Origin of the sequence: Burkholderia stagnalis, from assembly GCF_039848545.1 — a bacterium.
Classification (GTDB): domain Bacteria; phylum Pseudomonadota; class Gammaproteobacteria; order Burkholderiales; family Burkholderiaceae; genus Burkholderia; species Burkholderia stagnalis.
In genome coordinates this window covers 151,787-173,097 of the sequence record NZ_CP156685.1, presented here as the reverse complement: position 1 = coordinate 173,097, position 21,311 = coordinate 151,787, and the positions used below count along the sequence as shown (strand labels likewise).

Sequence of the window (21,311 nt, the reverse complement as noted above, 5' to 3'; positions counted from 1 at the left end):
ATGGCAATCGTGAAAGTTAAACCGACTTCGCCGGGTCGCCGCGCGATGGTCAAGGTGGTCAACAAGAACCTGCACAAGGGCAAGCCGTTCGCGGCACTGCTCGACACGCAGAGCTCGACCGCCGGCCGTAACAACAACGGCCACATCACCACGCGTCACAAGGGTGGTGGTCACAAGCAGCACTACCGTATCGTCGATTTCCGTCGCACGAAGGACGGCATCCCGGCAAAGGTCGAGCGTCTCGAGTACGACCCGAACCGTAGCGCGAACATCGCGCTGGTGCTGTACGCAGACGGCGAGCGCCGCTACATCATCGCCCCGAAGGGCCTGACCGTCGGCCAGCAGCTGATGTCGGGTTCGGAAGCGCCGATCCGCGCAGGCAACACGCTGCCGATCCGCAACATTCCGGTCGGTACGACGATCCACTGCATCGAGATGCTGCCGGGCAAGGGCGCGCAAATGGCGCGTTCGGCTGGCACGTCGGCCATGCTGCTGGCGCGTGAAGGCGTCTACGCGCAGGTTCGTCTGCGTTCGGGCGAAATCCGCCGTGTGCACATCGAGTGCCGTGCAACGATCGGTGAAGTCGGCAACGAAGAGCACAGCCTGCGCCAGATCGGCAAGGCTGGCGCGAACCGCTGGCGCGGTATCCGCCCGACGGTGCGTGGCGTTGCGATGAACCCGGTTGACCACCCGCACGGTGGTGGTGAGGGCAAGACGGCTGCAGGTCGCGACCCGGTGAGCCCGTGGGGCACGCCGGCTAAGGGTTATCGCACCCGCAGCAACAAGCGCACGACGACGATGATCGTCCAGCGCCGTCACAAGCGTTAAGGAGTAGGCAATGGCACGTTCTGTTAAAAAAGGTCCGTTCTGCGACGCCCATTTGCTGAAGAAAGTTGAGGCGGCTGCAGCTTCGCGCGACAAGAAGCCGATCAAGACCTGGTCGCGTCGCTCGACGATTCTGCCGGATTTCATCGGTCTGACGATCGCCGTTCACAACGGCCGTCAACACGTTCCGGTGTACATCTCGGAAAACATGGTCGGCCACAAGCTTGGCGAGTTCGCACTGACCCGGACGTTCAAGGGTCACGCGGCCGACAAGAAGGCCAAGAAATAAGGGGCTATCAAGATGGAAGTGAAAGCAATTCATCGCGGTGCCCGCATCTCGGCGCAGAAGACGCGCCTTGTGGCTGACCAGATCCGCGGTTTGCCGGTCGACAAGGCGCTGAACGTTCTGACGTTCTCGCCGAAGAAGGCGGCTGGCATCGTGAAGAAGGTTGTGCTGTCGGCAATCGCGAATGCGGAGCACAACGAAGGCGCCGATATCGACGAGCTCAAGATCAAGAGCATCTACGTCGACAAGGCTGCGTCGCTCAAGCGTTTCACCGCGCGCGCCAAGGGCCGCGGTAACCGCATCGAGAAGCAATCCTGTCACATCACTGTGACGGTCGGGAATTAAGGAGCCATACGATGGGACAGAAAATTCATCCGACTGGCTTCCGCCTGGCTGTCAGCCGCAATTGGGCTTCGCGCTGGTACGCGAACAACAACAATTTCGCGGCGATGTTGCAGGAAGACATCGGTGTTCGTGAATACCTGAAGAAGAAGCTGAAGAACGCTTCGGTCGGCCGCGTCGTCATCGAGCGTCCGGCAAAGAACGCGCGCATCACGATTTTCAGCTCGCGTCCGGGTGTCGTCATCGGCAAGAAGGGCGAGGATATCGAACTGCTGAAGACGGAACTGCAACGCCGCATGGGCGTGCCGGTTCACGTCAACATCGAAGAGATCCGCAAGCCGGAAACCGATGCGCAACTGATCGCTGACTCGATCACGCAACAGCTCGAGCGCCGGATCATGTTCCGTCGCGCGATGAAGCGTGCGATGCAGAACGCGATGCGTCTGGGTGCCCAGGGCATCAAGATCATGAGCGCGGGCCGTCTGAACGGTATCGAAATCGCACGTACGGAGTGGTACCGCGAAGGTCGCGTGCCGCTGCATACGCTGCGTGCCGACATCGACTACGCGACTTCGGAAGCGAAGACGACCTACGGGATCATCGGCGTCAAGGTGTGGGTGTACAAGGGCGATACCCTTGGCCGCAACGACGCGCCGGTGGTGGAAGAAGTAGCCGAAGACAAGCGTCCGCGTCGCAATGCGCGTCCGGGCGATCGTCGTCCGCGCCGTGACGGCGAAGGCGGCGCTCCGGGTGCTCGCCGTGGCGCACCGCGCCGTGGCGCCGGCAAGCCGGAAGACGGCAAGACTGGAGAATAACGATGCTGCAACCGAAACGCAGGAAGTATCGCAAAGAGCAGAAGGGTCGTAACACCGGCAAGGCGACGCGCGGCAACGCGGTGTCGTTCGGTGAATTCGGCCTGAAGGCGATCGGTCGTGGTCGTTTGACCGCACGTCAGATTGAAGCGGCGCGTCGTGCAATGACGCGTCACATCAAGCGTGGCGGCCGCATCTGGATTCGCATCTTCCCGGACAAGCCGATTTCGCAGAAGCCGGCCGAAGTACGTATGGGTAACGGTAAGGGTAACCCGGAGTACTACGTCGCCGAGATTCAGCCGGGCAAGATGCTGTACGAAATGGATGGCGTATCCGAAGAACTGGCCCGTGAAGCGTTCCGTCTGGCAGCTGCGAAGCTGCCGCTGAAGACGGCATTCATCGTGCGCCAGCTCGGCGCCTAAGGAGAAAACATGAAGGCTTCCGAACTTCTCCAGAAAGACCAGGCCGCGCTCAACAAAGAGCTGGCGGACCTGCTGAAGGCGCAATTCGGCCTGCGCATGCAACTCGCGACCCAGCAGCTCACGAACACGAGCCAGCTGAAGAAGGTTCGTCGCGACATCGCACGTGTGCGGACCGTCATGACTCAGAAGGCGAACCAGAAATGAACGATAGCGTGAAAACCTCGCTGAAGCGGACGCTGGTCGGTCGGGTCGTCAGCAACAAGATGGACAAGACCGTCACCGTGCTGGTCGAGCACCGCGTCAAGCACCCGATCTACGGCAAGTATGTCGTGCGCTCGAAGAAGTACCACGCGCACGATGAAGCGAACACCTACAACGAAGGCGATCTCGTCGAAATCCAGGAAACGCGTCCTGTTTCGAAGACGAAGGCCTGGGCGGTGTCGCGCCTCGTCGAAGCAGCTCGCGTCATCTAAGCGAGGCGAGCAGTAGGGCAGTAACAGGCACTTCTTCACGAAGTGCTTGAAATCGCAAAGTTTTTGCTTGCGTGACCGGGATTATTTGTTATAATCCCGGTCTTCCCTCTTTATGGGAGCCCCGTCGCGGGCGAAGTTGGTGGGGGAAGCGGACTGGCGCCAGCCTGTCCGAAAGATTCACCGAATTGCGATGGCGGGTTTCGTTTGCCGTCGCTGCTGTTCCAACCCAAGCAGCCGATTGGCTGACGGGACCAAGACTGACCGAATGCATCATGGTGGTGCATCCGGATTAAGTTGGGAAAGACAAACCATGATCCAGACCGAATCTCGGCTTGAAGTAGCCGACAACACGGGTGCACGTGAAGTCATGTGCATCAAGGTGCTCGGCGGCTCGAAGCGTCGTTATGCCAGCATTGGCGACATCATCAAGGTGAGCGTCAAAGAGGCAACGCCGCGCGGGCGTGTGAAGAAAGGCGAAATCTACAACGCCGTGGTGGTCCGCACCGCCAAGGGCGTTCGCCGTCAAGACGGCTCGCTGATCAAGTTCGACGGCAACGCCGCTGTGCTTTTGAATAACAAGCTCGAGCCGATCGGCACCCGTATCTTCGGGCCGGTCACGCGTGAGCTGCGTAGCGAACGATTCATGAAGATCGTTTCGCTGGCGCCGGAAGTGCTGTAAGGAGTCGCGATGAACAAGATTCGCAAGGGTGACGAAGTGATCGTCATCACCGGCAAGGACAAGGGCAAGCGCGGTGTCGTGCTGGCCGTCGGTGCCGAGCATGTGACGGTTGAAGGTATCAACCTCGTCAAGAAGCATGTGAAGCCCAACCCGATGAAGGGTACGACGGGTGGCGTGGAAGCGAAGACGATGCCCCTGCATATTTCGAACGTCGCACTGGTCGACGCGAATGGCAAGGCGTCGCGTGTTGGCATCAAGGTCGAGGAAGGCAAGAAGGTTCGCTTCCTGAAGACGACCGGTGCCGTACTGAGCGCCTGACGCAGCGGAGTAAAAAATGGCTCGTTTTCAAGAGTTTTACAAAGAAAAGGTTGTGCCCGGCCTGATCGAGAAGTTCGGTTACAAGTCGGTCATGGAAGTGCCGCGCATCACCAAGATCACGCTGAACATGGGTCTTGGCGAAGCGATCGCTGACAAGAAGATCATCGAGAACGCCGTTGGCGACCTCACGAAGATCGCTGGTCAGAAGCCGGTCGTGACGAAGGCACGCAAGGCAATCGCAGGCTTCAAGATCCGCCAGGGCTACCCGATCGGCGCGATGGTGACGCTGCGCGGCCGCGCGATGTACGAATTCCTCGACCGCTTCGTGACCGTCGCCCTGCCCCGCGTGCGAGACTTCCGCGGTGTGTCGGGCCGTGCTTTCGATGGCCGCGGCAACTACAACATCGGTGTGAAAGAGCAGATCATTTTCCCCGAAATCGATTACGACAAGATCGACGCGCTGCGTGGGCTGAACATCAGCATCACGACGACCGCGAAGACCGACGACGAAGCAAAGGCACTGCTCGCCAGCTTCAAGTTCCCGTTCAGAAACTGAGGTTACCGTGGCTAAACTGGCACTGATCGAACGTGAAAAGAAGCGCGCCCGCCTGGTCGCGAAGTTCGCAGCAAAGCGCGAAGCGCTGAAGGCGATCATCGAAGACCAAAGCAAGTCGGACGAAGAGCGCTACGAAGCACGCCTTGAGCTGCAGCAACTGCCCCGCAACGCAAACCCGACCCGCCAGCGCAACCGCTGCGCGATCACGGGCCGTCCGCGTGGCACGTTCCGTAAATTCGGCCTCGCGCGTAACAAGATTCGTGAAATCGCATTCCGTGGCGAGATTCCTGGCCTGACCAAGGCGAGCTGGTAATAGGAGAAACGTAAATGAGCATGAGTGATCCTATCGCCGATATGCTGACTCGCATCCGCAACGCGCAGATGGTCGAGAAGGTATCGGTCGCGATGCCCTCGTCGAAGGTCAAGGTTGCAATCGCGCAAGTCCTGAAGGACGAAGGTTATATCGACGATTTCGCGGTGAAGACCGAAGGCGCGAAGGCTGAGCTGAACATCGCGCTGAAGTACTACGCTGGTCGTCCGGTCATCGAGCGCCTCGAGCGCGTGTCGAAGCCGGGCCTGCGCGTGTACCGCGGCCGTAACGACATTCCGCAGGTCATGAACGGCCTCGGCGTGGCAATCGTGTCGACGCCGAAGGGCGTGATGACCGACCGCAAGGCGCGCGCTACGGGCGTCGGCGGTGAAGTCATCTGCTACGTCGCTTAAAGCCGAGGAGAGAGAAACATGTCTCGAGTAGGTAAGAGCCCGATCGCGCTGCAAGGCGCGGAAGTCAAGCTGGCCGACGGTGCGATCACCGTCAAGGGCCCGCTGGGCACCATCACGCAAGCGATCAATCCGCTCGTGAACGTGGCGAACAACGACGGCACGCTGAACCTGTCGCCGGCGGACGAAAGCCGCGAAGCAAATGCACTGTCGGGCACGATGCGCGCGATCATCGCGAATGCCGTGCACGGCGTGACCAAGGGTTTCGAGCGCAAGCTGACGCTGGTTGGCGTCGGTTATCGTGCGCAAGCGCAAGGCGACAAGCTGAACCTGTCGCTGGGTTTCTCGCACCCGGTGGTGCACCAGATGCCGGAAGGCGTCAAGGCCGAAACCCCGACGCAAACCGAAATCGTGATCAAGGGGATCAACAAGCAACAAGTCGGTCAAGTGGCTGCGGAAGTCCGCGGTTACCGTCCGCCGGAGCCCTACAAGGGCAAGGGCGTGCGCTATTCCGACGAGGTTGTGATCCTCAAAGAAACGAAGAAGAAGTAAGGGTGCGCAATCATGGATAAGACTCAATCTCGCCTGCGCCGCGCTCGCCAGACGCGTATCAAGATCGCTGAGCTGCAGGTCGCGCGTCTCGCCGTGCATCGCACGAATACGCACATCTACGCTCAAGTGTTCTCGCCCTGCGGCACCAAGGTGCTCGCCAGCGCGTCGACGCTCGAGGCGGAAGTGCGCGCTGAGCTCGCCGACAAGTCGGGCAAGGGTGGCAACGTTGCTGCTGCGACGCTGATCGGCAAGCGTATTGCCGAGAAGGCCAAGGCCGCCGGCATCGAATCCGTCGCCTTCGACCGCTCGGGCTTCCGCTACCACGGCCGCGTGAAGGCGCTGGCTGAGGCAGCTCGCGAAGCTGGGCTCAAGTTCTAAGGAAGGAATTCGTCATGGCAAAGATGCAAGCGAAAGTTCAGGCTGACGAGCGCGACGACGGCCTTCGTGAAAAGATGATTTCGGTCAACCGCGTGACCAAGGTCGTGAAGGGTGGCCGTATTCTCGGCTTCGCCGCACTGACCGTGGTTGGCGATGGTGATGGCCGCATCGGTATGGGCAAGGGCAAGGCGAAGGAAGTGCCGGTCGCTGTCCAGAAGGCAATGGAACAAGCTCGCCGCAACATGTTCAAGGTGCCGCTCAAGAACGGTACGCTGCAACACGAAGTGCACGGCAAGCACGGCGCATCGGCAGTCCTCCTCGCTCCGGCGAAGGCAGGTACCGGTGTGATCGCCGGCGGCCCGATGCGCGCAGTGTTCGACGTGATGGGCGTTCAGAACGTCGTGGCGAAGAGCCACGGTTCGACGAACCCGTACAACCTCGTTCGCGCCACGCTGGACGGCCTGCGCAAGCAGTCGACCCCGGCAGACATCGCGGCGAAGCGCGGCAAGTCCGTCGAAGAAATTTTGGGCTAAGCCCGGGTGGTCACCATGTCTGAAAAAACTGTCAAGGTTCAGCTCGTCAAGAGCCTGATCGGGACCCGCGAATCGCACCGCGCGACCGTGCGTGGCCTGGGCCTGCGCCGACTCAACTCGGTCAGCGAGCTGCAGGACACGCCGGCGGTCCGCGGCATGATCAACAAGGTCTCGTACCTCGTTAAGGTCATCGCGTAAGCGGCCCTACGGATCAAGGAGTTGATATGGAATTGAATAACCTGAAGCCGGCAGCCGGCGCCAAGCACGCCAAGCGTCGCGTCGGCCGTGGCATCGGTTCGGGCCTCGGCAAGACGGCTGGCCGTGGTCACAAGGGTCAGAAATCGCGTTCGGGCGGCTTCCACAAAGTCGGTTTCGAAGGCGGTCAGATGCCGCTGCAACGTCGTCTGCCGAAGCGCGGCTTCACGTCGCTGACGAAGGAATTCGTCGGTGAAGTGCGCCTGGGCGACCTCGAGAAGCTGCCGGTCGACGAAATCGATCTGCTCGCACTGAAGCAAGCCGGCCTGGTCGGCGAGCTGACGAAGAGCGCGAAGATCATCGCGACGGGCGAACTGAAGCGCAAGATCGTCGTGAAGGGTCTCGGCGCCACCAAGGGTGCGCGCGCAGCGATCGAAGCGGCTGGCGGTTCGTTTGCCGAGTGACACGCCTAGCGCGTCGTCACTAGCATTTGCATCGGAGAAGGTACTTGGCTAACAGCCCGAGTCTTGCAAAACCCGGTCGAAGCACGGCGAAGTTCGGCGATCTGCGCCGGCGAGCGATGTTCTTGCTCCTGGCGCTGATCGTCTATCGCATCGGCGCGCACATCCCCGTGCCGGGCATCGATCCGGATCAACTGGCGAAGCTGTTCCAGAGCCAGGCGGGCGGCATCCTTGGCATGTTCAACATGTTCTCGGGTGGCGCGCTTTCCCGCTTCACGATCTTCGCGCTGGGGATCATGCCGTACATCTCGGCGTCGATCATCATGCAGCTGTTGGCGATCGTCTCGCCGCAGCTCGAGGCGCTGAAGAAGGAAGGGCAGGCAGGGCAACGGAAGATCACGCAGTACACGCGGTATTTCACCGTGGTGCTCGCGACCTTCCAGGCGTTCGGTATCGCGGCTGCGCTGGAAAACCAGCCGGGCCTCGTCACCGATCCCGGCATGCTGTTCCGGCTGACCACGGTCGTGACGCTGGTGACCGGCACGATGTTCCTGATGTGGCTGGGTGAGCAGATCACCGAGCGCGGTCTGGGCAACGGTATCTCGATCATCATCTTCGGCGGGATTGCAGCAGGGTTCCCGAATGCCGTCGGTGGGTTGTTCGAGCTGGTGCGTACGGGTTCGATGAGCATCATTTCGGCGATCATCATCGTCGTTCTGATTGCCGCGGTGACTTACCTGGTCGTGTTCATCGAACGCGGTCAGCGCAAGATCCTCGTGAACTATGCAAAGCGTCAGGTCGGCAACAAGATCTACGGCGGGCAGTCGTCCCACCTGCCGCTGAAGCTGAACATGTCGGGCGTGATTCCGCCGATCTTCGCATCGTCGATCATCCTGTTCCCGGCAACGATTCTCGGCTGGTTCAGCACGGGGCAGCCGTCGGGGAGCTGGTTCTCCAACACGCTGCATAACGTGGCGGAGGCGCTGAAGCCGGGTCAGCCGGTCTACGTGCTGCTGTACACGCTGGCAATCGTGTTTTTCTGCTTCTTCTACACCGCGCTGGTGTTCAACAGCAGGGAAACGGCGGACAACCTGAAGAAGAGCGGCGCGTTCGTGCCGGGCATCCGTCCGGGTGAGCAGACCGCACGATATATCGACCGCATCCTCACGCGTCTGACGCTGGCCGGTGCGATCTACATCGTCTTCGTGTGTCTGCTGCCGGAATTCCTGGTGCTGCGCTGGAATGTGCCGTTTTATTTTGGTGGAACGTCGCTGCTGATCATTGTCGTCGTCACGATGGACTTCATGGCGCAGGTGCAGTCGTACGTTATGTCGCAACAGTATGAGTCGCTGCTCAAGAAGGCAAACTTCAAGGGCGGCAACATCCCAATGCGTTAAAAAGGACCTATGGCCAAGGACGATGTAATCCAGATGCAGGGTGAGGTGATCGAAAACCTTCCGAATGCGACCTTCCGCGTGAAGCTGGAAAACGGCCATGTCGTGTTGGGGCATATCTCCGGAAAGATGCGGATGCACTACATCCGCATCCTCCCGGGCGACAAGGTGACGGTTGAATTGACGCCTTACGATCTGTCGCGTGCGCGGATCGTGTTCCGGGCGAAGTGATTTGGAAAAAAGGGTAATATCATGAAAGTGATGGCATCGGTTAAGCGCATTTGCCGCAATTGCAAGATCATCAAGCGCAAAGGCGTCGTTCGCGTGATCTGCAGCTCGGATCCGCGCCACAAGCAGCGCCAAGGCTGACCGCGCGTTTGTTTGCGCTTTTTGTTTGAGGAAAAACAATGGCTCGTATCGCAGGGGTTAACATCCCGAATCACCAGCATACCGAGATCGGCCTGACGGCTATCTTTGGTATCGGCCGCACCCGTTCGCGCAGCATCTGCGTGGCAGCTGGCGTCGATTTTTCGAAGAAGGTCAAGGATCTGACCGACGCAGACCTGGAAAAGCTGCGTGAAGAAGTGGGCAAGTTTGTCGTCGAAGGCGATCTGCGCCGTGAAGTGACGATGAACATCAAGCGCCTGATGGATCTCGGCTGCTACCGCGGCGTTCGTCATCGCAAGGGTCTGCCGATGCGCGGTCAGCGTACGCGTACGAACGCACGTACTCGCAAGGGTCCGCGTCGTGCAGCGCAAGCGCTGAAGAAGTAAGCGGAACTGACAGTTACAGGAAAACGTAATGGCTAAGGCTTCGAACACCGCGGCGCAACGCGTTCGCAAGAAGGTCAAGAAGAACGTCGCTGAAGGCGTGGTTCACGTTCACGCGTCGTTCAACAACACGATCATCACGATCACCGATCGCCAAGGCAATGCCCTGGCGTGGGCGACGTCGGGCGGCCAGGGCTTCAAGGGCTCGCGCAAGTCGACGCCGTTCGCTGCTCAGGTTGCTGCTGAGTCGGCCGGTCGCGTGGCGATGGAATACGGCGTGAAGAATCTGGAAGTGCGGATCAAGGGCCCGGGCCCGGGTCGCGAGTCGGCAGTGCGCGCACTGCACGGCCTCGGCATCAAGATCACCGCGATTTCGGACGTCACTCCGGTTCCGCACAACGGCTGCCGTCCGCCGAAGCGTCGCCGCATCTAACGATGCGTTGGCGCAATGCCTGTCGCCGCTTAGCGTCGACGGGCTGTGCTTTTTTGATTGACTAAGCCCACCGTTCGCCCCAAAGGGCGCGAACTAGCGCGGATTTCGGTTCGCGTGACTGATTGATAAAGGAATGCAAAGTGGCACGTTATATCGGCCCTAAGGCCAAGCTGTCCCGCCGTGAAGGCACCGACCTCTTCCTGAAGAGCGCGCGTCGCTCGCTCGCAGACAAGTGCAAGCTCGACAGCAAGCCGGGCCAGCACGGCCGTACCTCGGGCGCCCGTACGTCCGACTACGGCACGCAGCTGCGTGAGAAGCAGAAGGTCAAGCGCATCTATGGCGTGCTGGAGCGTCAGTTCCGCCGCTACTTCGCTGAAGCCGACCGCCGCAAGGGCAACACGGGTGAAAACCTGCTGCAACTGCTTGAGTCGCGCCTCGACAACGTCGTGTACCGCATGGGCTTCGGCTCGACCCGCGCTGAAGCGCGTCAGCTGGTGAGCCACAAGTCGATCACCGTGAACGGCGTCGTCGCAAACGTCCCGTCGCAGCAAGTGAAGGCTGGCGACGTGGTCGCGATCCGTGAAAAGGCGAAGAAGCAGGCGCGTATCGTCGAAGCGCTGTCGCTGGCCGAGCAAGGCGGCATGCCGAGCTGGGTTGCAGTCGATGCGAAGAAGTTCGAAGGTACGTTCAAGCAAATGCCGGAGCGCGCCGACATCGCCGGCGACATCAACGAAAGCCTGATCGTCGAATTGTACTCGCGTTAATCCGATTGACAGCCGAGGTACCCCGATTGCGTTCCGCAAGGAGGGGCCTCGGCTGTTTATTTTCAGGGTGTTACCGGTCAGCCTTATCGGTGTAACGAGCCGAGGGTATTGAAAAGGAAAACCTATGCAAACCAGTTTGTTGAAACCCAAGATCATCGCCGTGGAATCGCTGGGCGAGAACCACGCGAAGGTGGTCATGGAGCCGTTCGAGCGCGGCTACGGCCACACCTTGGGCAATGCGCTCCGCCGCGTGCTGCTGTCGTCGATGGTGGGCTACGCGCCGACCGAAGTGACGATCGCGGGCGTGGTGCACGAGTATTCGACGCTTGATGGTGTGCAAGAGGACGTCGTCAACCTGCTGCTGAACCTGAAGGGCGTGGTGTTCAAGCTGCACAACCGCGACGAAGTGACGGTGACCCTGCGCAAGGAAGGCGAAGGCGTCGTCACGGCCGGCGATATCGAGCTGGCGCACGATTGCGAAGTCATCAACCCGAATCACGTGATCGCGCATCTGTCGAAGGGCGGCAAGCTCGACGTTCAGATCAAGATCGAGAAGGGCCGTGGCTACGTGCCGGGCAACGTTCGCCGCTACGGCGAAGATACGGCCAAGATCATCGGCCGCATCGTGCTCGACGCATCGTTCTCGCCGGTTCGCCGCGTGAGCTACGCAGTCGAAAGCGCACGTGTCGAGCAGCGTACCGACCTCGACAAGCTCGTGATGAACATCGAAACGAGCGGCGTGATCACGCCGGAAGAAGCGATCCGCCAGTCGGCACGCATCCTGGTCGACCAGCTGTCCGTGTTCGCGGCGCTGGAAGGCACGGAAACGGCTGCCGAGGCTCCGTCGCGCGCGCCGCAGATCGACCCGATCCTGCTGCGTCCGGTGGACGATCTCGAGCTGACGGTCCGTTCGGCGAACTGCCTGAAGGCCGAGAACATCTACTACATCGGCGACCTGATCCAGCGCACGGAAAACGAGCTGCTGAAGACGCCGAACCTCGGTCGCAAGTCGCTCAACGAGATCAAGGAAGTGCTCGCTTCGCGCGGTCTCACGCTGGGCATGAAGCTCGAGAACTGGCCGCCGGCTGGTCTCGACAAGTAAGCCCGGCTGTAGCTGAAGTTGGCAAAGATGCGGATTTTCCTTTAAAATCCGCATCTTGCTTTTTTCGTTACCGGCCCGTGCGCCCCTTCGGGTGCGATAGAAGAGCTGGATCAAAACTTTGAATCAAGGAAACTGAAATGCGCCATCGTCATGGTCTGCGGAAACTGAACCGCACGAGCAGCCACCGTCTGGCAATGCTCCGTAACATGTCCAACTCGCTGATCGAGCACGAAGTCATCAAGACGACGCTGCCGAAGGCGAAGGAACTCCGTAAGGTCGTCGAGCCGCTGATCACGCTCGGCAAGAAGCCGTCGCTCGCAAACCGTCGCCTGGCATTCAACCGCCTGCGCGATCGTGACTCGGTCACGAAGCTGTTCGACGTGCTCGGCCCGCGTTTCGCGAATCGTCCGGGCGGCTACCTGCGCATCCTGAAGTTCGGCTTCCGCGTCGGCGACAACGCACCGATGGCACTGGTCGAGCTGCTGGATCGTCCGGAAGTCGAGGAAACGGAAAACGTGCAAGAAGCTGAATAAGCTTCCCCGTACGTGGCAGTAACAAGAAGGGCTAAGCGAATGCTTGGCCCTTTTTGCTTTTGGGGTGCCATCGGGATGCGATCGATTGTCGCAGTCCGGCTCGCCGGCACCGTCTCACAGGGTGCGCTACGATACGAGGCAACACGCCGGTGAACGAATCTGGGGGGACGCGTATGGTCGTGGTGCTGATGCTGACGACGGTGCCGGATGCGGCGACCGCCGACGCGCTCGCCGACGGCGCGCTGGCCGCGCGGCTCGCCGCCTGCGTGTCGGAACTCGGTGCGATCAAGTCGCGCTATCACTGGCAGGGCAAGGTCGAAACGGCCCGCGAGATCCAGCTCCTGTTCAAGACGAGCCCGATGCGCGCGCTCGAGCTGGAGCGATTCATTCAGTCGCATCACCCGTACGACACGCCGGAAATCGTCTCCTGGCAGGCCGCGGCGTCGCCGGCATACGGCCAGTGGGTGACCGGCGAAACTCAACGTCTATTTCATGTTTAACGGTATGGCTCCTCGCTTGCGCTTCCCCGTGCTGCGGTTCCTCGCGTTCCTGCTGTCGCTCGCGTTCGCGCTCGGCGGCATGTCGCTCGCCCGGGCGGCGGACGATTTCCTCGATCCGTCGGTCGCGTTCAAGTTCAGCGCCAGCGAGTCGCCGGGGCGGGTCGACGTGCGCTTCAAGGTCGCGGACGGCTATTACCTGTACCGCGAGCGGTTCGCGTTCGCAGTCAAGAGCGGCCAGGCGACGCTCGGCGAGCCGCAGTTGCCGGCCGGCCATGTGAAATTCGACCAGACCTTCCAGAAGAACCTCGAGACCTACCGCGGCGAGGTCGTGATCCACGTGCCCGTCAAGCAGGCGTCCGGGCCATTTGAGCTCGCGGTGACGTCGCAAGGCTGCGCGGACGAAGGCATCTGCTATCCGCCCGCCGAGCATGTCGTGAAAGTCAGCGGCGACGCGCTGGGTGCGGCGACCTCGACGGCGGCGCCGTCCCGCGGCGAGGCGGCGGCCGGCAGCTGGTTCGACAAGGTCACCAGCGCCGACTACGCGCAATCCTTGCTCGAAGGCCAGGGCTTCCTCACGATCGTCGCGCTGTATTTCGTGGCGGGCGTTGTGCTGAGCCTGCTGCCCTGCTCCTATCCGATGATTCCGATCGTGTCGGCGATCATCATCGGCCAGGGCACCCGCGCGACGCACACGCGCGGCTTCGCGCTGTCGCTGACCTACGTGCTCGGCATGGCGCTCGTCTATACCGTGCTCGGCATCGCCGCGGCACTGGTCGGGCAGGGTCTCGGGGCATGGCTGCAGAACCCGTGGGTGCTGGGCAGCTTCGGCGTGCTGTTGACGGTGTTCGCGGCATCGTTGATTTCCGGCATCGACATCGCCTTGCCGCAGCGCTGGCAAAACGGCGCGGCCAGCGCGTCGAGCGGCCGCAAGGGCGGCCACTTCGCGGCAGTTGCCGCGATGGGCGCACTGTCCGCGCTCGTCGTCGGCGCTTGCATGACGGCGCCGCTGTTCGCGGTGCTCGCGTTCATCGCGCATACCGGCAACGCGCTGCTCGGCGGCGCGGCGTTGTTCGCGATGGGGCTGGGGCTCGGCGTGCCGCTGCTGGTCGTCGGCGTCGGCGCGGGCGCGCTGCTGCCGCGCGCGGGCATGTGGATGGACGGCGTGAAGGTGTTCTTCGGCATCGTGCTGCTTGCGGCCGCGCTGTGGATCGTCTGGCCGGTGCTCGGCGGTGCGTTCAGGATGATGCTGGCGGCGTTGTGGCTGCTCGTCGCGGCTGCCGCGCTTGGCCTGTTCTCGCCGCATGCGGGCGCACCGTCGATCTGGCGGCGCCTCGGGCGCGGGCTCGGCGCCGCGCTGGCGATCTGGGCGGCGACGCTGCTGGTTGGGCTCGCGGCGGGGTCGACCGACCCGGTCAAGCCGCTCGCGGTGCTCGCCGCGCGCACGACCGCATCCGTCGCGGGTTCGGCCGCCGCCGGCGCGCCGGCCACGCAGGAAGGCCCGGTATTTGCCTCGGTGGGGTCAAATGCCGAGCTCGATACGCTGCTGAAGACGGCGAGCCGGCCCGTGATGCTCGATTTCTACGCCGACTGGTGCGTGAGCTGCAAGGAGATGGAGCATCTGACCTTTACCGATGCGCGCGTACAGGCGAGGCTGGCGCAGCTGCACCTGGTGCGCGCGGACGTCACCGCGAACAACCCGGCTGACCAGGCGCTGCTCAAGCGCTTCAACCTGTTTGGCCCGCCCGGGATCATCTTCTTCGACCGCAACGGCAACGAAATCGGCCGCGTGGTCGGTTACCAGGCCGCTGAGACGTTCCTGCGCAGCCTCGATCGCGCGGCGGTGCCGACGGTCTGAGCGCACGCCGGTCGCGCAACCAACCTGCAAGAAAAAACGGCGACGCACCGAAGTGCGTCGCCGTTTTGCTTTGCGCGCAGGGGGCGCGGATCAGCGCTGCGCTTTCAGCAGGCGCGCGGCATCGAGCGCGAAATACGTCAGCACGCCGTCGGCGCCGGCCCGCTTGAACGCGAGCAGCGATTCGAGCACGACCTTGTCGTGATCGAGCCAGCCGTTCATCGCGGCGGCCTTCAGCATCGCGTATTCGCCGCTCACCTGGTACACGTAGGTCGGGAAGCGGAACTCGTCCTTCACGCGGCGCACGATATCGAGGTACGGCATGCCGGGCTTGACCATCACCATATCCGCGCCTTCGTCGATGTCGAGGCGCACTTCGCGCAGCGCCTCGTCGCTGTTCGCCGGATCCATCTGGTAGGTCATCTTGTTGCTCTTGCCCAGATTGGCCGCCGAGCCGACCGCGTCGCGGAACGGGCCGTAGAACGCCGACGCGAACTTGGCCGAATAAGCCATGATGCGCGTGTGGATGTGGCCGTCGCTTTCGAGCATCTCGCGGATCGCGCCGATGCGGCCGTCCATCATGTCCGACGGCGCGACGATGTCGACGCCGGCCTCGGCCTGCGCACGCGCCTGCTCGATCAGGATCTCGATGGTGTCGTCGTTGATCACGTAGCCGTTTTCGTCGAGCACGCCGTCCTGGCCATGGCTCGTGTACGGATCCAGCGCGACGTCGGTCAGCACGCCGAGCTCCGGGAAGCGCTTCTTCAGCTCGCGCACCGCGCGCGGGATCAGGCCTTCGGGGTTGGCCGCCTCGCGGCCGTCGGGCGTCTTCAGCGACGGATCGATGGCCGGGAACAGCGACAGCACGGGCACGCCCAGCTCGACGCACTGCTCGGCGACGTGCATCAGCAGGTCGACCGACACGCGCTCGACGCCCGGCATCGACGGCACCGGCTGGCGCTCGTTCGTGCCGTCGACGACGAAGACCGGGTAGATCAGGTCGTCGGTGGTCAGATGGTTTTCGCGCATCAGGCGGCGGGAGAAGTCGTCGCGGCGCATCCGGCGCGGACGATGAAGCGGATGGAAGCTCATGGCAATTTGGCAGAAATCAGGGCAGTAAGGGCCTTACGGAACCCTTAGGTTATTTTCTGGAGCGTTGGTATATGATAGCGATCGAGTGTCGCGCCTGGCGCGATGCTCCCCGCTTCTCCTCCCTGAGCGGGTGCCTGTCGTTATTCGATTAGGCTGTTTGACCCGCCGTTAAACGGCGGGTTTTTTTATGAGCCGGCCGAATCGCAGGCGCCGTCAGGTGCGCGCCGCCGATCCCGGCCGCGCGTTGCCCGATCATTTTGCTACAGGCTCGTCTTTCGCGTCGGCGACGGACGGCCGCACCCAGCTCTCGATCAGCGCATGGGCCTCGTCGAGCCCCGTGCGCTTGAGCGCCGAGAACAGCTGGACGGTCAGCTTGCCTTCCACGCCCGAGTCGCGATACGCATCGAGCCCCTTTTGCGTCGTCCGCAGTGCATTGATGCTTTCCTGCCGCGTCAATTTGTCGCATTTGGTCAGCAGCGTGTGGATCGGCTTGCCGGTCGGCGCGAACCACTCGATCATGCGGCGGTCGAGGTCGGTCAGCGGGCGGCGCGAATCCATCATCAGGATCAGGCCGCAGAGCTGCGAACGGGTCGCGAGGTAGCTCGACAGCAGCATCTCCCAGTGCGCCTTGGCGGCGCCGGGCACTTCCGCGTAGCCGTAGCCGGGCAGGTCGACGAGATTCGCGACGGGTTCGTCGGCCGGGCCGACCGAAAAATAGTTGATGTGCTGCGTGCGGCCGGGCGTCTTTGACGCGAACGCGAGCCGCTTCTGGTTGCACAGCACGTTGATCGCCGTCGATTTGCCGGCGTTCGAGCGGCCCGCGAACGCGACTTCCGGCTGCACCGTCGGCGGCAGGTCGCGCAGGTGGTTGACGGTCGTGTAGAAGCGGGCTTGATGGAGCAGAAAGGCCATGGGAACCGATGGGACGGGCGGCGCGAGCCGCTTGGTGGAGGCGGGGTAGCCCCGATAGGCGCGGGGGCTTTCAGCGCGATATTGTACAATACGGCGGTTTTGCCGAAGGCCTCCGGGCGCCTGCCTCGCGCGCTAGTGCGGCTTCTGCGGTAGACTGATCGCCGTCGTTTTTTGCAGAACCTCAAATTCCCACAAGACGAAACAGGGTGTGCGAATGAATCGACTGTGCAAGTCTCTGATGGTGCTTCAGGTTGCAGCAGGGTTCGTAGGTTTCGTAGCAGAGGCAAGGGCGGCGGATGCGGCAAAGCCGGATCTCGACCGCGGCAAGGCGATCGCGGCGCAAGTCTGCGCATCGTGTCACGGTGCCGACGGCAACAGCGCATCGGGCGGTTTCCCGAAGCTCGCCGGCCAGCATCCCGAGTATCTGGTCAAGCAGCTGAACGATTTCAAGGCGCAGCCGGGCGCGAAGGGGCCGGCGCGCAACAACCCCGTGATGGTCGGGTTCGCGAGCGCGTTGAGCACGGACGACATGCGCAACGTCGCGGCGTATTACGGTTCGCAGGCGACGAAGCCCGGCACCGCGCACGTCGCGGCCACCGTGCCGCTCGGCCAGAAGATCTACCGCGGCGGCGTCGCGGAGAAGGGCGTGCCGGCCTGCGCGAGCTGCCACGGGCCGACGGGGCAGGGGTTGCCGATCCAGTATCCGCGCCTGTCCGGGCAATGGTCGGATTACACCGTCGCCCAGTTGACGGCGTTCCAGCAGGGAGCGGGCGCCCGCAACAACAACGAGGCGATGCGTCAGATCGCGGTGCGTCTGTCGGACAGCGAGATCAAGGCCGTGGCGGACTACATCGCCGGGCTGCGCTGAGCGCCAGTCGCGAACGGAGTGACCGGGCGCCCGCAGGGCGGCCGGAGTCAGAACAAGAAAAGGGTGGGGCGCCGCAGCGTTGCGGCCGCCCGCCCTTTTTTGTTGTCAGTCGGAGTTTGAATGAGCGTTACCACGTCGGGGTTGCAGTCGAAGTCGGGCCAGGGCGCCACGAAGCGCGCGGTCGAGTTGTTGAGCTCGATGCGCTTCGCGATCGCGCTGCTGGTGGTGTTGTCGATCGCGAGCATCGTCGGCACCGTCCTGACCCAGGATGACCCGTATCCGAATTACGTGAACCAGTTCGGGCCGTTCTGGGCCGACATCTTCCGCGCGCTCGGCCTGTACAACGTGTACAGCGCTTGGTGGTTCATGCTGATCCTGATCTTCCTCGTCGTGTCGATCTCGCTGTGCGTGATCCGCAATGCGCCGAAGATGCTCGCCGACGCGAAGAGCTGGAAGGACAAGGTCCGCGAAGGCAGCCTGCGCGCGTTCCATCACAAGGCCGAATATTCCGCGGGCGGCACGCGCGCGGCGGCCACCGCGACGCTCGCCGCGTTCGTCACGAAGGCCGGCTACAAGCACGTCGTGCGCGAGACCGACGGCGCGACGCTGATTTCCGCGAAGCGCGGCGCGTTGACGAAGTTCGGCTATATCTCCGCGCACCTCGCGATCGTCGTGATCTGCGTCGGCGGCCTGCTCGACAGCAACCTGCCGATCAAATTCCAGATGTGGATGTTCGGCAAGAGCCCCGTCAACACGAGCGCGACGATCAGCGAAATCTCGCCCGACCATCGCCTGTCCGCGTCGAACCCGACGTTCCGCGGCTACGCGTGGGTGCCGGAAGGCCAGTTCGTGTCGACCGCGATCCTCAACCAGCCGAACGGCTCGCTGATCCAGGACCTGCCGTTCTCGATCCAGCTCAACAAGTTCATCGTCGACTACTACACGACGGGCATGCCGAAGCTGTTCGCGAGCGACATCGTCGTGATCGATCGCGAGACGGGCCGGAAGATCCCGGCGCGCGTGGAGGTCAACAAGCCGTTCACGTACAAGGGCGTGTCGATCTACCAGTCGAGCTTCCAGGATGGCGGCTCGCAGATGCAGATGACCGCCTACCCGATGACGGGCAGCACGCTGAAGCCGTTCCCGGTGCAGGGCGCGATCGGCAATTCGGTGCCGCTGCAGATGCCGGGCGCCGACGGCGAGTCGATCGAATTCTCCGATTTCCGCGCGATCAACGTCGAGAACATGGCCGACGCGAACGGCAAGCCGGACGTGCGCGGCGTCGCGAAGACCACGACGCTGAAGGAAGCGTTCGACGAGCGGCTCGGCTCGGGCGCGAAGTCGTCGAAGCCGACGCAGCTGCACAACATCGGCCCGTCGGTGCAGTACAAGGTGCGCGGCAAGGACGGCCAGGCGCGCGAATTCAACAACTACATGCTGCCCGTCGACATGAACGGCGAGCGCGTGTTCCTCGCCGGCGTGCGCGCGAGCCCGAACGATCCGTTCCGCTACATGCGGATTCCGGCGGACAGCCAGGATTCGATCGGCGAATGGATGCGCCTGCGCGCGGCGCTCGAAGATCCGGCGGTGCGCGCGGATGCGGCCGCGCGCTTCGCGCAGCGTTCGCTGCCGGGCACCGACGCGTCGCTGCGCGGCCGCCTGCAGGACAGCGCATCGAAGGTGCTGACCCTGTTTGCGGCGAGCGACGACAGCGTCGGGCGCGGCGCGGACGGCCAGCCGGTGGGCGGCTTCCAGGCCGTCGCGACGTTCATCGATCGGTCGGTGCCGAAGGCCGAGCAGGAAAAGGCGGCCGGCCTGCTGCTGCGGATGCTCGAGGGCTCGATGTGGGAGGTCTGGCAGATCGCGCGCGCGCGCGCCGGCGAGGCGCCGCTCCAGCAGGGCGCGGAGTCGATCCGGTTCGTGCAGAATTCGATCAACGCGCTGTCCGACAGCTTCCTGTACGGTTCGCCGGTCTATCTGCAGCTCGACTCCTTCAAGCAGGTGCAAGCTTCGGTATTTCAGCTGACGCGCGCACCGGGCAAGAATCTGGTGTATCTTGGCAGCCTGCTGCTCGTTGCCGGCATCTTCGCGATGTTCTACGTGCGCGAGCGGCGCCTCTGGTTCTGGCTCAAGGACGCCGGCCCCGGCGTCGATGTGGTGATGGCGATGTCCACGGCCCGCAAGACCTTCGATTTCGAGAAAGAATTCGTGCAGACGCGCGACGCGGCCGGCGCCGCATTGCACGCAGCACCTCGCGATGCCGCGCCCGCCGGTGCGGCGTCGGCTTCCCGCCCGCCGGCTGGCGGCGGTTCCGAGGATTCCACCCGGTAACATCATGGATCTCACTCAAGTTTCCCCGTCCCGCGACGTGTCGGCTCAGGCCCCGATTCCGGCGCCGCTGTTCGACGACCGTCCGTTCCTGGCGCGCCTGTCGCCGTTCGACTGGCTGTTCGCGCTCGCGCTCGTGCTCGGCGCAGGCTATGCGTTCGTGCACTACAGCGCGCACATGGATTACTACGACAAGGCGGTGCTGATCGGCACCGTGCCGGCGCTCGCCGTGCTCGGCTGGCGCTGGAAGCCGGCCCGGCTGCTGATGGCGGCGATCGCGGCGCTGTCGCTGCTGTCGATCCAGATCTACCAGGGCGACCTGGCACGCGCGGATTCGGCGTTCTTCCTCAAGTATTTCCTGTCGAGCCAGTCGGCGATCCTGTGGATGAGCGCGCTCTTCGTGCTCGCGACGATCTTCTACTGGATCGGCACGCTGACGCGTTCGGTGACGGGCGGCGCGATCGGCCAGAAGCTCACCTGGGTCGCGGTGCTGATGGGCTTCACCGGGTTGATGGTGCGCTGGTACGAGTCGTACCTGATCGGCGCCGACGTCGGCCATATCCCGGTGTCGAACCTGTATGAAGTGTTCGTCCTGTTCAGCCTGATCACCGCGCTGCTCTACCTGTATTACGAAGGCCACTACGGCACGCGCGCGCTCGGCGCGTTCGTGCTGCTGATCATCAGCGCCGCGGTCGGTTTCCTGATGTGGTACTCGATCGCGCGCGACGCGCAGCAGATCCAGCCGCTCGTGCCGGCCCTGCAGAGCTGGTGGATGAAGATCCACGTGCCCGCGAACTTCATCGGCTATGGCAGCTTCGCGTTGTCGGCGATGGTGTCGGTCGCGTACCTGATGAAGGAGCGCGGCGTGCTCGCCGATCGCCTGCCGGCGCTCGAGGTGCTCGACGACGTGATGTACAAGTCGATCGCGGTCGGCTTCGCGTTCTTCACGATCGCGACGATCCTCGGCGCGCTGTGGGCGGCCGAAGCGTGGGGCGGCTACTGGAGCTGGGATCCGAAGGAAACCTGGGCGCTGATCGTGTGGCTGAACTACGCGGCGTGGCTGCACATGCGCCTGATGAAGGGCCTGCGCGGCACGGTCGCGGCCTGGTGGGCGCTGACGGGCCTGATCGTCACGACCTTCGCGTTCCTCGGGGTCAACATGTTCCTGTCCGGGCTGCATAGCTACGGCAAGCTGTAAGATTTCCGACGCT

The 21,311-nt window shown here is 62.9% G+C and carries 32 protein-coding genes; 30 read left to right on the top strand and 2 right to left on the bottom strand.

What is annotated here, in order from left to right; translation table 11 throughout:
• From rplB to dsbD, 27 genes are all read left to right on the top strand, one after another.
• The gene (rplB, locus tag ABFO07_RS00885; protein ID WP_026045041.1) at nt 1-828 is read left to right on the top strand and encodes a 50S ribosomal protein L2; all 828 of its coding nucleotides are present in this window, start codon (nt 1-3) and stop codon (nt 826-828) included.
• A 10-nt stretch (nt 829-838) separates the two neighbouring features.
• Nucleotides 839-1,114 carry a 30S ribosomal protein S19 gene (gene rpsS, locus ABFO07_RS00880; RefSeq protein ID WP_004199273.1) on the top strand — a complete coding sequence of 92 codons (276 nt, stop codon included), beginning with the start codon at nt 839-841 and terminating at the stop codon, nt 1,112-1,114.
• A gap of 12 nt (nt 1,115-1,126) precedes the next feature.
• Entirely contained in the window at nt 1,127-1,456 is a 330-nt protein-coding gene (gene rplV / locus ABFO07_RS00875) for a 50S ribosomal protein L22 (RefSeq protein WP_004199272.1), read from the top strand.
• Nucleotides 1,457-1,467: 11 nt separating this feature from the next.
• On the top strand, nt 1,468-2,268 hold the full coding sequence (gene rpsC / locus ABFO07_RS00870; protein ID WP_006400654.1) for a 30S ribosomal protein S3: 801 nt from the start codon (nt 1,468-1,470) through the stop codon (nt 2,266-2,268).
• Between the two features lie 2 nt (nt 2,269-2,270).
• Nucleotides 2,271-2,687 (top strand): 50S ribosomal protein L16, encoded by a 417-nt coding sequence (gene rplP, locus ABFO07_RS00865; RefSeq protein WP_006765417.1) that lies wholly within the window; start codon nt 2,271-2,273, stop codon nt 2,685-2,687.
• Between the two features lie 9 nt (nt 2,688-2,696).
• Nucleotides 2,697-2,891, top strand: a complete 195-nt coding sequence (gene rpmC, locus ABFO07_RS00860) for a 50S ribosomal protein L29 (protein ID WP_006400652.1) — start codon at nt 2,697-2,699, stop codon at nt 2,889-2,891.
• Nucleotides 2,888-3,160 (top strand): 30S ribosomal protein S17, encoded by a 273-nt coding sequence (gene rpsQ / locus ABFO07_RS00855; protein ID WP_059558289.1) that lies wholly within the window; start codon nt 2,888-2,890, stop codon nt 3,158-3,160. The genes rpmC and rpsQ overlap by 4 nt, the downstream gene beginning before the upstream one ends.
• Nucleotides 3,161-3,470: 310 nt before the next feature.
• Entirely contained in the window at nt 3,471-3,839 is a 369-nt protein-coding gene (gene rplN, locus ABFO07_RS00850) for a 50S ribosomal protein L14 (RefSeq protein ID WP_004197951.1), read from the top strand.
• A 9-nt stretch (nt 3,840-3,848) separates the two neighbouring features.
• Entirely contained in the window at nt 3,849-4,157 is a 309-nt protein-coding gene (gene rplX / locus ABFO07_RS00845; RefSeq protein ID WP_059558291.1) for a 50S ribosomal protein L24, read from the top strand.
• Between the two features lie 16 nt (nt 4,158-4,173).
• Nucleotides 4,174-4,713 carry a 50S ribosomal protein L5 gene (rplE, locus tag ABFO07_RS00840; RefSeq protein ID WP_006482882.1) on the top strand — a complete coding sequence of 180 codons (540 nt, stop codon included), beginning with the start codon at nt 4,174-4,176 and terminating at the stop codon, nt 4,711-4,713.
• Nucleotides 4,714-4,720: 7 nt separating this feature from the next.
• Nucleotides 4,721-5,026: a 30S ribosomal protein S14 gene (rpsN, locus tag ABFO07_RS00835; protein WP_059558293.1), complete on the top strand. Its 306-nt coding sequence runs from the start codon at nt 4,721-4,723 to the stop codon at nt 5,024-5,026.
• Nucleotides 5,027-5,040: 14 nt separating this feature from the next.
• Nucleotides 5,041-5,436, top strand: a complete 396-nt coding sequence (gene rpsH, locus ABFO07_RS00830) for a 30S ribosomal protein S8 (protein ID WP_012734366.1) — start codon at nt 5,041-5,043, stop codon at nt 5,434-5,436.
• An 18-nt stretch (nt 5,437-5,454) separates the two neighbouring features.
• On the top strand, nt 5,455-5,985 hold the full coding sequence (gene rplF / locus ABFO07_RS00825; protein ID WP_059558296.1) for a 50S ribosomal protein L6: 531 nt from the start codon (nt 5,455-5,457) through the stop codon (nt 5,983-5,985).
• 12 nt (nt 5,986-5,997) lie between these two features.
• Nucleotides 5,998-6,363 carry a 50S ribosomal protein L18 gene (gene rplR / locus ABFO07_RS00820; protein WP_006400645.1) on the top strand — a complete coding sequence of 122 codons (366 nt, stop codon included), beginning with the start codon at nt 5,998-6,000 and terminating at the stop codon, nt 6,361-6,363.
• A 14-nt stretch (nt 6,364-6,377) separates the two neighbouring features.
• Complete coding sequence (rpsE, locus tag ABFO07_RS00815; protein WP_006482895.1) at nt 6,378-6,896, top strand: 30S ribosomal protein S5; 519 nt, start codon at nt 6,378-6,380, stop codon at nt 6,894-6,896.
• 15 nt (nt 6,897-6,911) lie between these two features.
• The gene (gene rpmD, locus ABFO07_RS00810) at nt 6,912-7,094 is read left to right on the top strand and encodes a 50S ribosomal protein L30 (protein WP_006400644.1); all 183 of its coding nucleotides are present in this window, start codon (nt 6,912-6,914) and stop codon (nt 7,092-7,094) included.
• 26 nt (nt 7,095-7,120) lie between these two features.
• Nucleotides 7,121-7,555, top strand: coding sequence for a 50S ribosomal protein L15 (rplO, locus tag ABFO07_RS00805; RefSeq protein WP_006482880.1), 435 nt, complete (start codon nt 7,121-7,123; stop codon nt 7,553-7,555).
• Nucleotides 7,556-7,599: 44 nt separating this feature from the next.
• Complete coding sequence (gene secY / locus ABFO07_RS00800; RefSeq protein ID WP_026045042.1) at nt 7,600-8,949, top strand: preprotein translocase subunit SecY; 1,350 nt, start codon at nt 7,600-7,602, stop codon at nt 8,947-8,949.
• Between the two features lie 9 nt (nt 8,950-8,958).
• Nucleotides 8,959-9,177 carry a translation initiation factor IF-1 gene (gene infA, locus ABFO07_RS00795; protein ID WP_004521905.1) on the top strand — a complete coding sequence of 73 codons (219 nt, stop codon included), beginning with the start codon at nt 8,959-8,961 and terminating at the stop codon, nt 9,175-9,177.
• 21 nt (nt 9,178-9,198) lie between these two features.
• Entirely contained in the window at nt 9,199-9,315 is a 117-nt protein-coding gene (rpmJ, locus tag ABFO07_RS00790; protein WP_004199844.1) for a 50S ribosomal protein L36, read from the top strand.
• A gap of 38 nt (nt 9,316-9,353) precedes the next feature.
• On the top strand, nt 9,354-9,719 hold the full coding sequence (gene rpsM, locus ABFO07_RS00785) for a 30S ribosomal protein S13 (protein ID WP_006400641.1): 366 nt from the start codon (nt 9,354-9,356) through the stop codon (nt 9,717-9,719).
• Nucleotides 9,720-9,747: 28 nt separating this feature from the next.
• Nucleotides 9,748-10,149: a 30S ribosomal protein S11 gene (gene rpsK, locus ABFO07_RS00780; RefSeq protein ID WP_010092939.1), complete on the top strand. Its 402-nt coding sequence runs from the start codon at nt 9,748-9,750 to the stop codon at nt 10,147-10,149.
• Nucleotides 10,150-10,289: 140 nt separating this feature from the next.
• Entirely contained in the window at nt 10,290-10,913 is a 624-nt protein-coding gene (gene rpsD, locus ABFO07_RS00775) for a 30S ribosomal protein S4 (protein ID WP_012362893.1), read from the top strand.
• Between the two features lie 124 nt (nt 10,914-11,037).
• Nucleotides 11,038-12,015, top strand: a complete 978-nt coding sequence (locus tag ABFO07_RS00770) for a DNA-directed RNA polymerase subunit alpha (protein ID WP_006765411.1) — start codon at nt 11,038-11,040, stop codon at nt 12,013-12,015.
• A 137-nt stretch (nt 12,016-12,152) separates the two neighbouring features.
• Nucleotides 12,153-12,548 (top strand): 50S ribosomal protein L17, encoded by a 396-nt coding sequence (gene rplQ, locus ABFO07_RS00765; protein ID WP_059558298.1) that lies wholly within the window; start codon nt 12,153-12,155, stop codon nt 12,546-12,548.
• A 173-nt stretch (nt 12,549-12,721) separates the two neighbouring features.
• A complete protein-coding gene (gene cutA, locus ABFO07_RS00760; RefSeq protein WP_059558301.1) occupies nt 12,722-13,048 on the top strand; it encodes a divalent-cation tolerance protein CutA in 327 nt (108 codons plus the stop codon).
• Entirely contained in the window at nt 13,041-14,903 is a 1,863-nt protein-coding gene (dsbD, locus tag ABFO07_RS00755) for a protein-disulfide reductase DsbD (protein WP_347468056.1), read from the top strand. The genes cutA and dsbD overlap by 8 nt, the downstream gene beginning before the upstream one ends.
• Before the next feature lie 90 nt (nt 14,904-14,993).
• On the opposite strand, the gene hemB is transcribed toward dsbD, so the two are convergent.
• Both hemB and yihA read right to left on the bottom strand, forming a co-directional pair.
• Nucleotides 14,994-15,992, bottom strand: coding sequence for a porphobilinogen synthase (gene hemB / locus ABFO07_RS00750; protein ID WP_059883744.1), 999 nt, complete (start codon nt 15,990-15,992; stop codon nt 14,994-14,996).
• A 252-nt stretch (nt 15,993-16,244) separates the two neighbouring features.
• Nucleotides 16,245-16,904: a ribosome biogenesis GTP-binding protein YihA/YsxC gene (gene yihA / locus ABFO07_RS00745; RefSeq protein ID WP_059883743.1), complete on the bottom strand. Its 660-nt coding sequence runs from the start codon at nt 16,902-16,904 to the stop codon at nt 16,245-16,247.
• A gap of 214 nt (nt 16,905-17,118) precedes the next feature.
• Between yihA and ABFO07_RS00740 the strand changes: the two genes are divergently transcribed.
• From ABFO07_RS00740 to ccsB, 3 genes are all read left to right on the top strand, one after another.
• Nucleotides 17,119-17,772: a c-type cytochrome gene (locus ABFO07_RS00740; RefSeq protein WP_060027752.1), complete on the top strand. Its 654-nt coding sequence runs from the start codon at nt 17,119-17,121 to the stop codon at nt 17,770-17,772.
• Between the two features lie 120 nt (nt 17,773-17,892).
• A complete protein-coding gene (locus tag ABFO07_RS00735) occupies nt 17,893-20,103 on the top strand; it encodes a cytochrome c biogenesis protein ResB (protein WP_059996445.1) in 2,211 nt (736 codons plus the stop codon).
• Between the two features lie 4 nt (nt 20,104-20,107).
• Nucleotides 20,108-21,298, top strand: a complete 1,191-nt coding sequence (ccsB, locus tag ABFO07_RS00730) for a c-type cytochrome biogenesis protein CcsB (RefSeq protein ID WP_059907793.1) — start codon at nt 20,108-20,110, stop codon at nt 21,296-21,298.
• Nucleotides 21,299-21,311 lie beyond the last annotated feature (13 nt).

Coding starts and splice junctions, on each gene's coding strand:
- rplB (WP_026045041.1), top strand. CDS start 1: ATGGCAATCGTGAAAGTTAAACCGACTTCGCCGGGTCGCCGCGCGATG.
- rpsS (WP_004199273.1), top strand. CDS start 839: ATGGCACGTTCTGTTAAAAAAGGTCCGTTCTGCGACGCCCATTTGCTG.
- rplV (WP_004199272.1), top strand. CDS start 1,127: ATGGAAGTGAAAGCAATTCATCGCGGTGCCCGCATCTCGGCGCAGAAG.
- rpsC (WP_006400654.1), top strand. CDS start 1,468: ATGGGACAGAAAATTCATCCGACTGGCTTCCGCCTGGCTGTCAGCCGC.
- rplP (WP_006765417.1), top strand. CDS start 2,271: ATGCTGCAACCGAAACGCAGGAAGTATCGCAAAGAGCAGAAGGGTCGT.
- rpmC (WP_006400652.1), top strand. CDS start 2,697: ATGAAGGCTTCCGAACTTCTCCAGAAAGACCAGGCCGCGCTCAACAAA.
- rpsQ (WP_059558289.1), top strand. CDS start 2,888: ATGAACGATAGCGTGAAAACCTCGCTGAAGCGGACGCTGGTCGGTCGG.
- rplN (WP_004197951.1), top strand. CDS start 3,471: ATGATCCAGACCGAATCTCGGCTTGAAGTAGCCGACAACACGGGTGCA.
- rplX (WP_059558291.1), top strand. CDS start 3,849: ATGAACAAGATTCGCAAGGGTGACGAAGTGATCGTCATCACCGGCAAG.
- rplE (WP_006482882.1), top strand. CDS start 4,174: ATGGCTCGTTTTCAAGAGTTTTACAAAGAAAAGGTTGTGCCCGGCCTG.
- rpsH (WP_012734366.1), top strand. CDS start 5,041: ATGAGCATGAGTGATCCTATCGCCGATATGCTGACTCGCATCCGCAAC.
- rplF (WP_059558296.1), top strand. CDS start 5,455: ATGTCTCGAGTAGGTAAGAGCCCGATCGCGCTGCAAGGCGCGGAAGTC.
- rplR (WP_006400645.1), top strand. CDS start 5,998: ATGGATAAGACTCAATCTCGCCTGCGCCGCGCTCGCCAGACGCGTATC.
- rpsE (WP_006482895.1), top strand. CDS start 6,378: ATGGCAAAGATGCAAGCGAAAGTTCAGGCTGACGAGCGCGACGACGGC.
- rpmD (WP_006400644.1), top strand. CDS start 6,912: ATGTCTGAAAAAACTGTCAAGGTTCAGCTCGTCAAGAGCCTGATCGGG.
- rplO (WP_006482880.1), top strand. CDS start 7,121: ATGGAATTGAATAACCTGAAGCCGGCAGCCGGCGCCAAGCACGCCAAG.
- infA (WP_004521905.1), top strand. CDS start 8,959: ATGGCCAAGGACGATGTAATCCAGATGCAGGGTGAGGTGATCGAAAAC.
- rpmJ (WP_004199844.1), top strand. CDS start 9,199: ATGAAAGTGATGGCATCGGTTAAGCGCATTTGCCGCAATTGCAAGATC.
- rpsM (WP_006400641.1), top strand. CDS start 9,354: ATGGCTCGTATCGCAGGGGTTAACATCCCGAATCACCAGCATACCGAG.
- rpsK (WP_010092939.1), top strand. CDS start 9,748: ATGGCTAAGGCTTCGAACACCGCGGCGCAACGCGTTCGCAAGAAGGTC.
- ABFO07_RS00770 (WP_006765411.1), top strand. CDS start 11,038: ATGCAAACCAGTTTGTTGAAACCCAAGATCATCGCCGTGGAATCGCTG.
- rplQ (WP_059558298.1), top strand. CDS start 12,153: ATGCGCCATCGTCATGGTCTGCGGAAACTGAACCGCACGAGCAGCCAC.
- cutA (WP_059558301.1), top strand. CDS start 12,722: ATGGTCGTGGTGCTGATGCTGACGACGGTGCCGGATGCGGCGACCGCC.
- dsbD (WP_347468056.1), top strand. CDS start 13,041: ATGTTTAACGGTATGGCTCCTCGCTTGCGCTTCCCCGTGCTGCGGTTC.
- hemB (WP_059883744.1), bottom strand. CDS start 15,992: ATGAGCTTCCATCCGCTTCATCGTCCGCGCCGGATGCGCCGCGACGAC.
- yihA (WP_059883743.1), bottom strand. CDS start 16,904: ATGGCCTTTCTGCTCCATCAAGCCCGCTTCTACACGACCGTCAACCAC.
- ABFO07_RS00740 (WP_060027752.1), top strand. CDS start 17,119: ATGAATCGACTGTGCAAGTCTCTGATGGTGCTTCAGGTTGCAGCAGGG.
- ABFO07_RS00735 (WP_059996445.1), top strand. CDS start 17,893: ATGAGCGTTACCACGTCGGGGTTGCAGTCGAAGTCGGGCCAGGGCGCC.
- ccsB (WP_059907793.1), top strand. CDS start 20,108: ATGGATCTCACTCAAGTTTCCCCGTCCCGCGACGTGTCGGCTCAGGCC.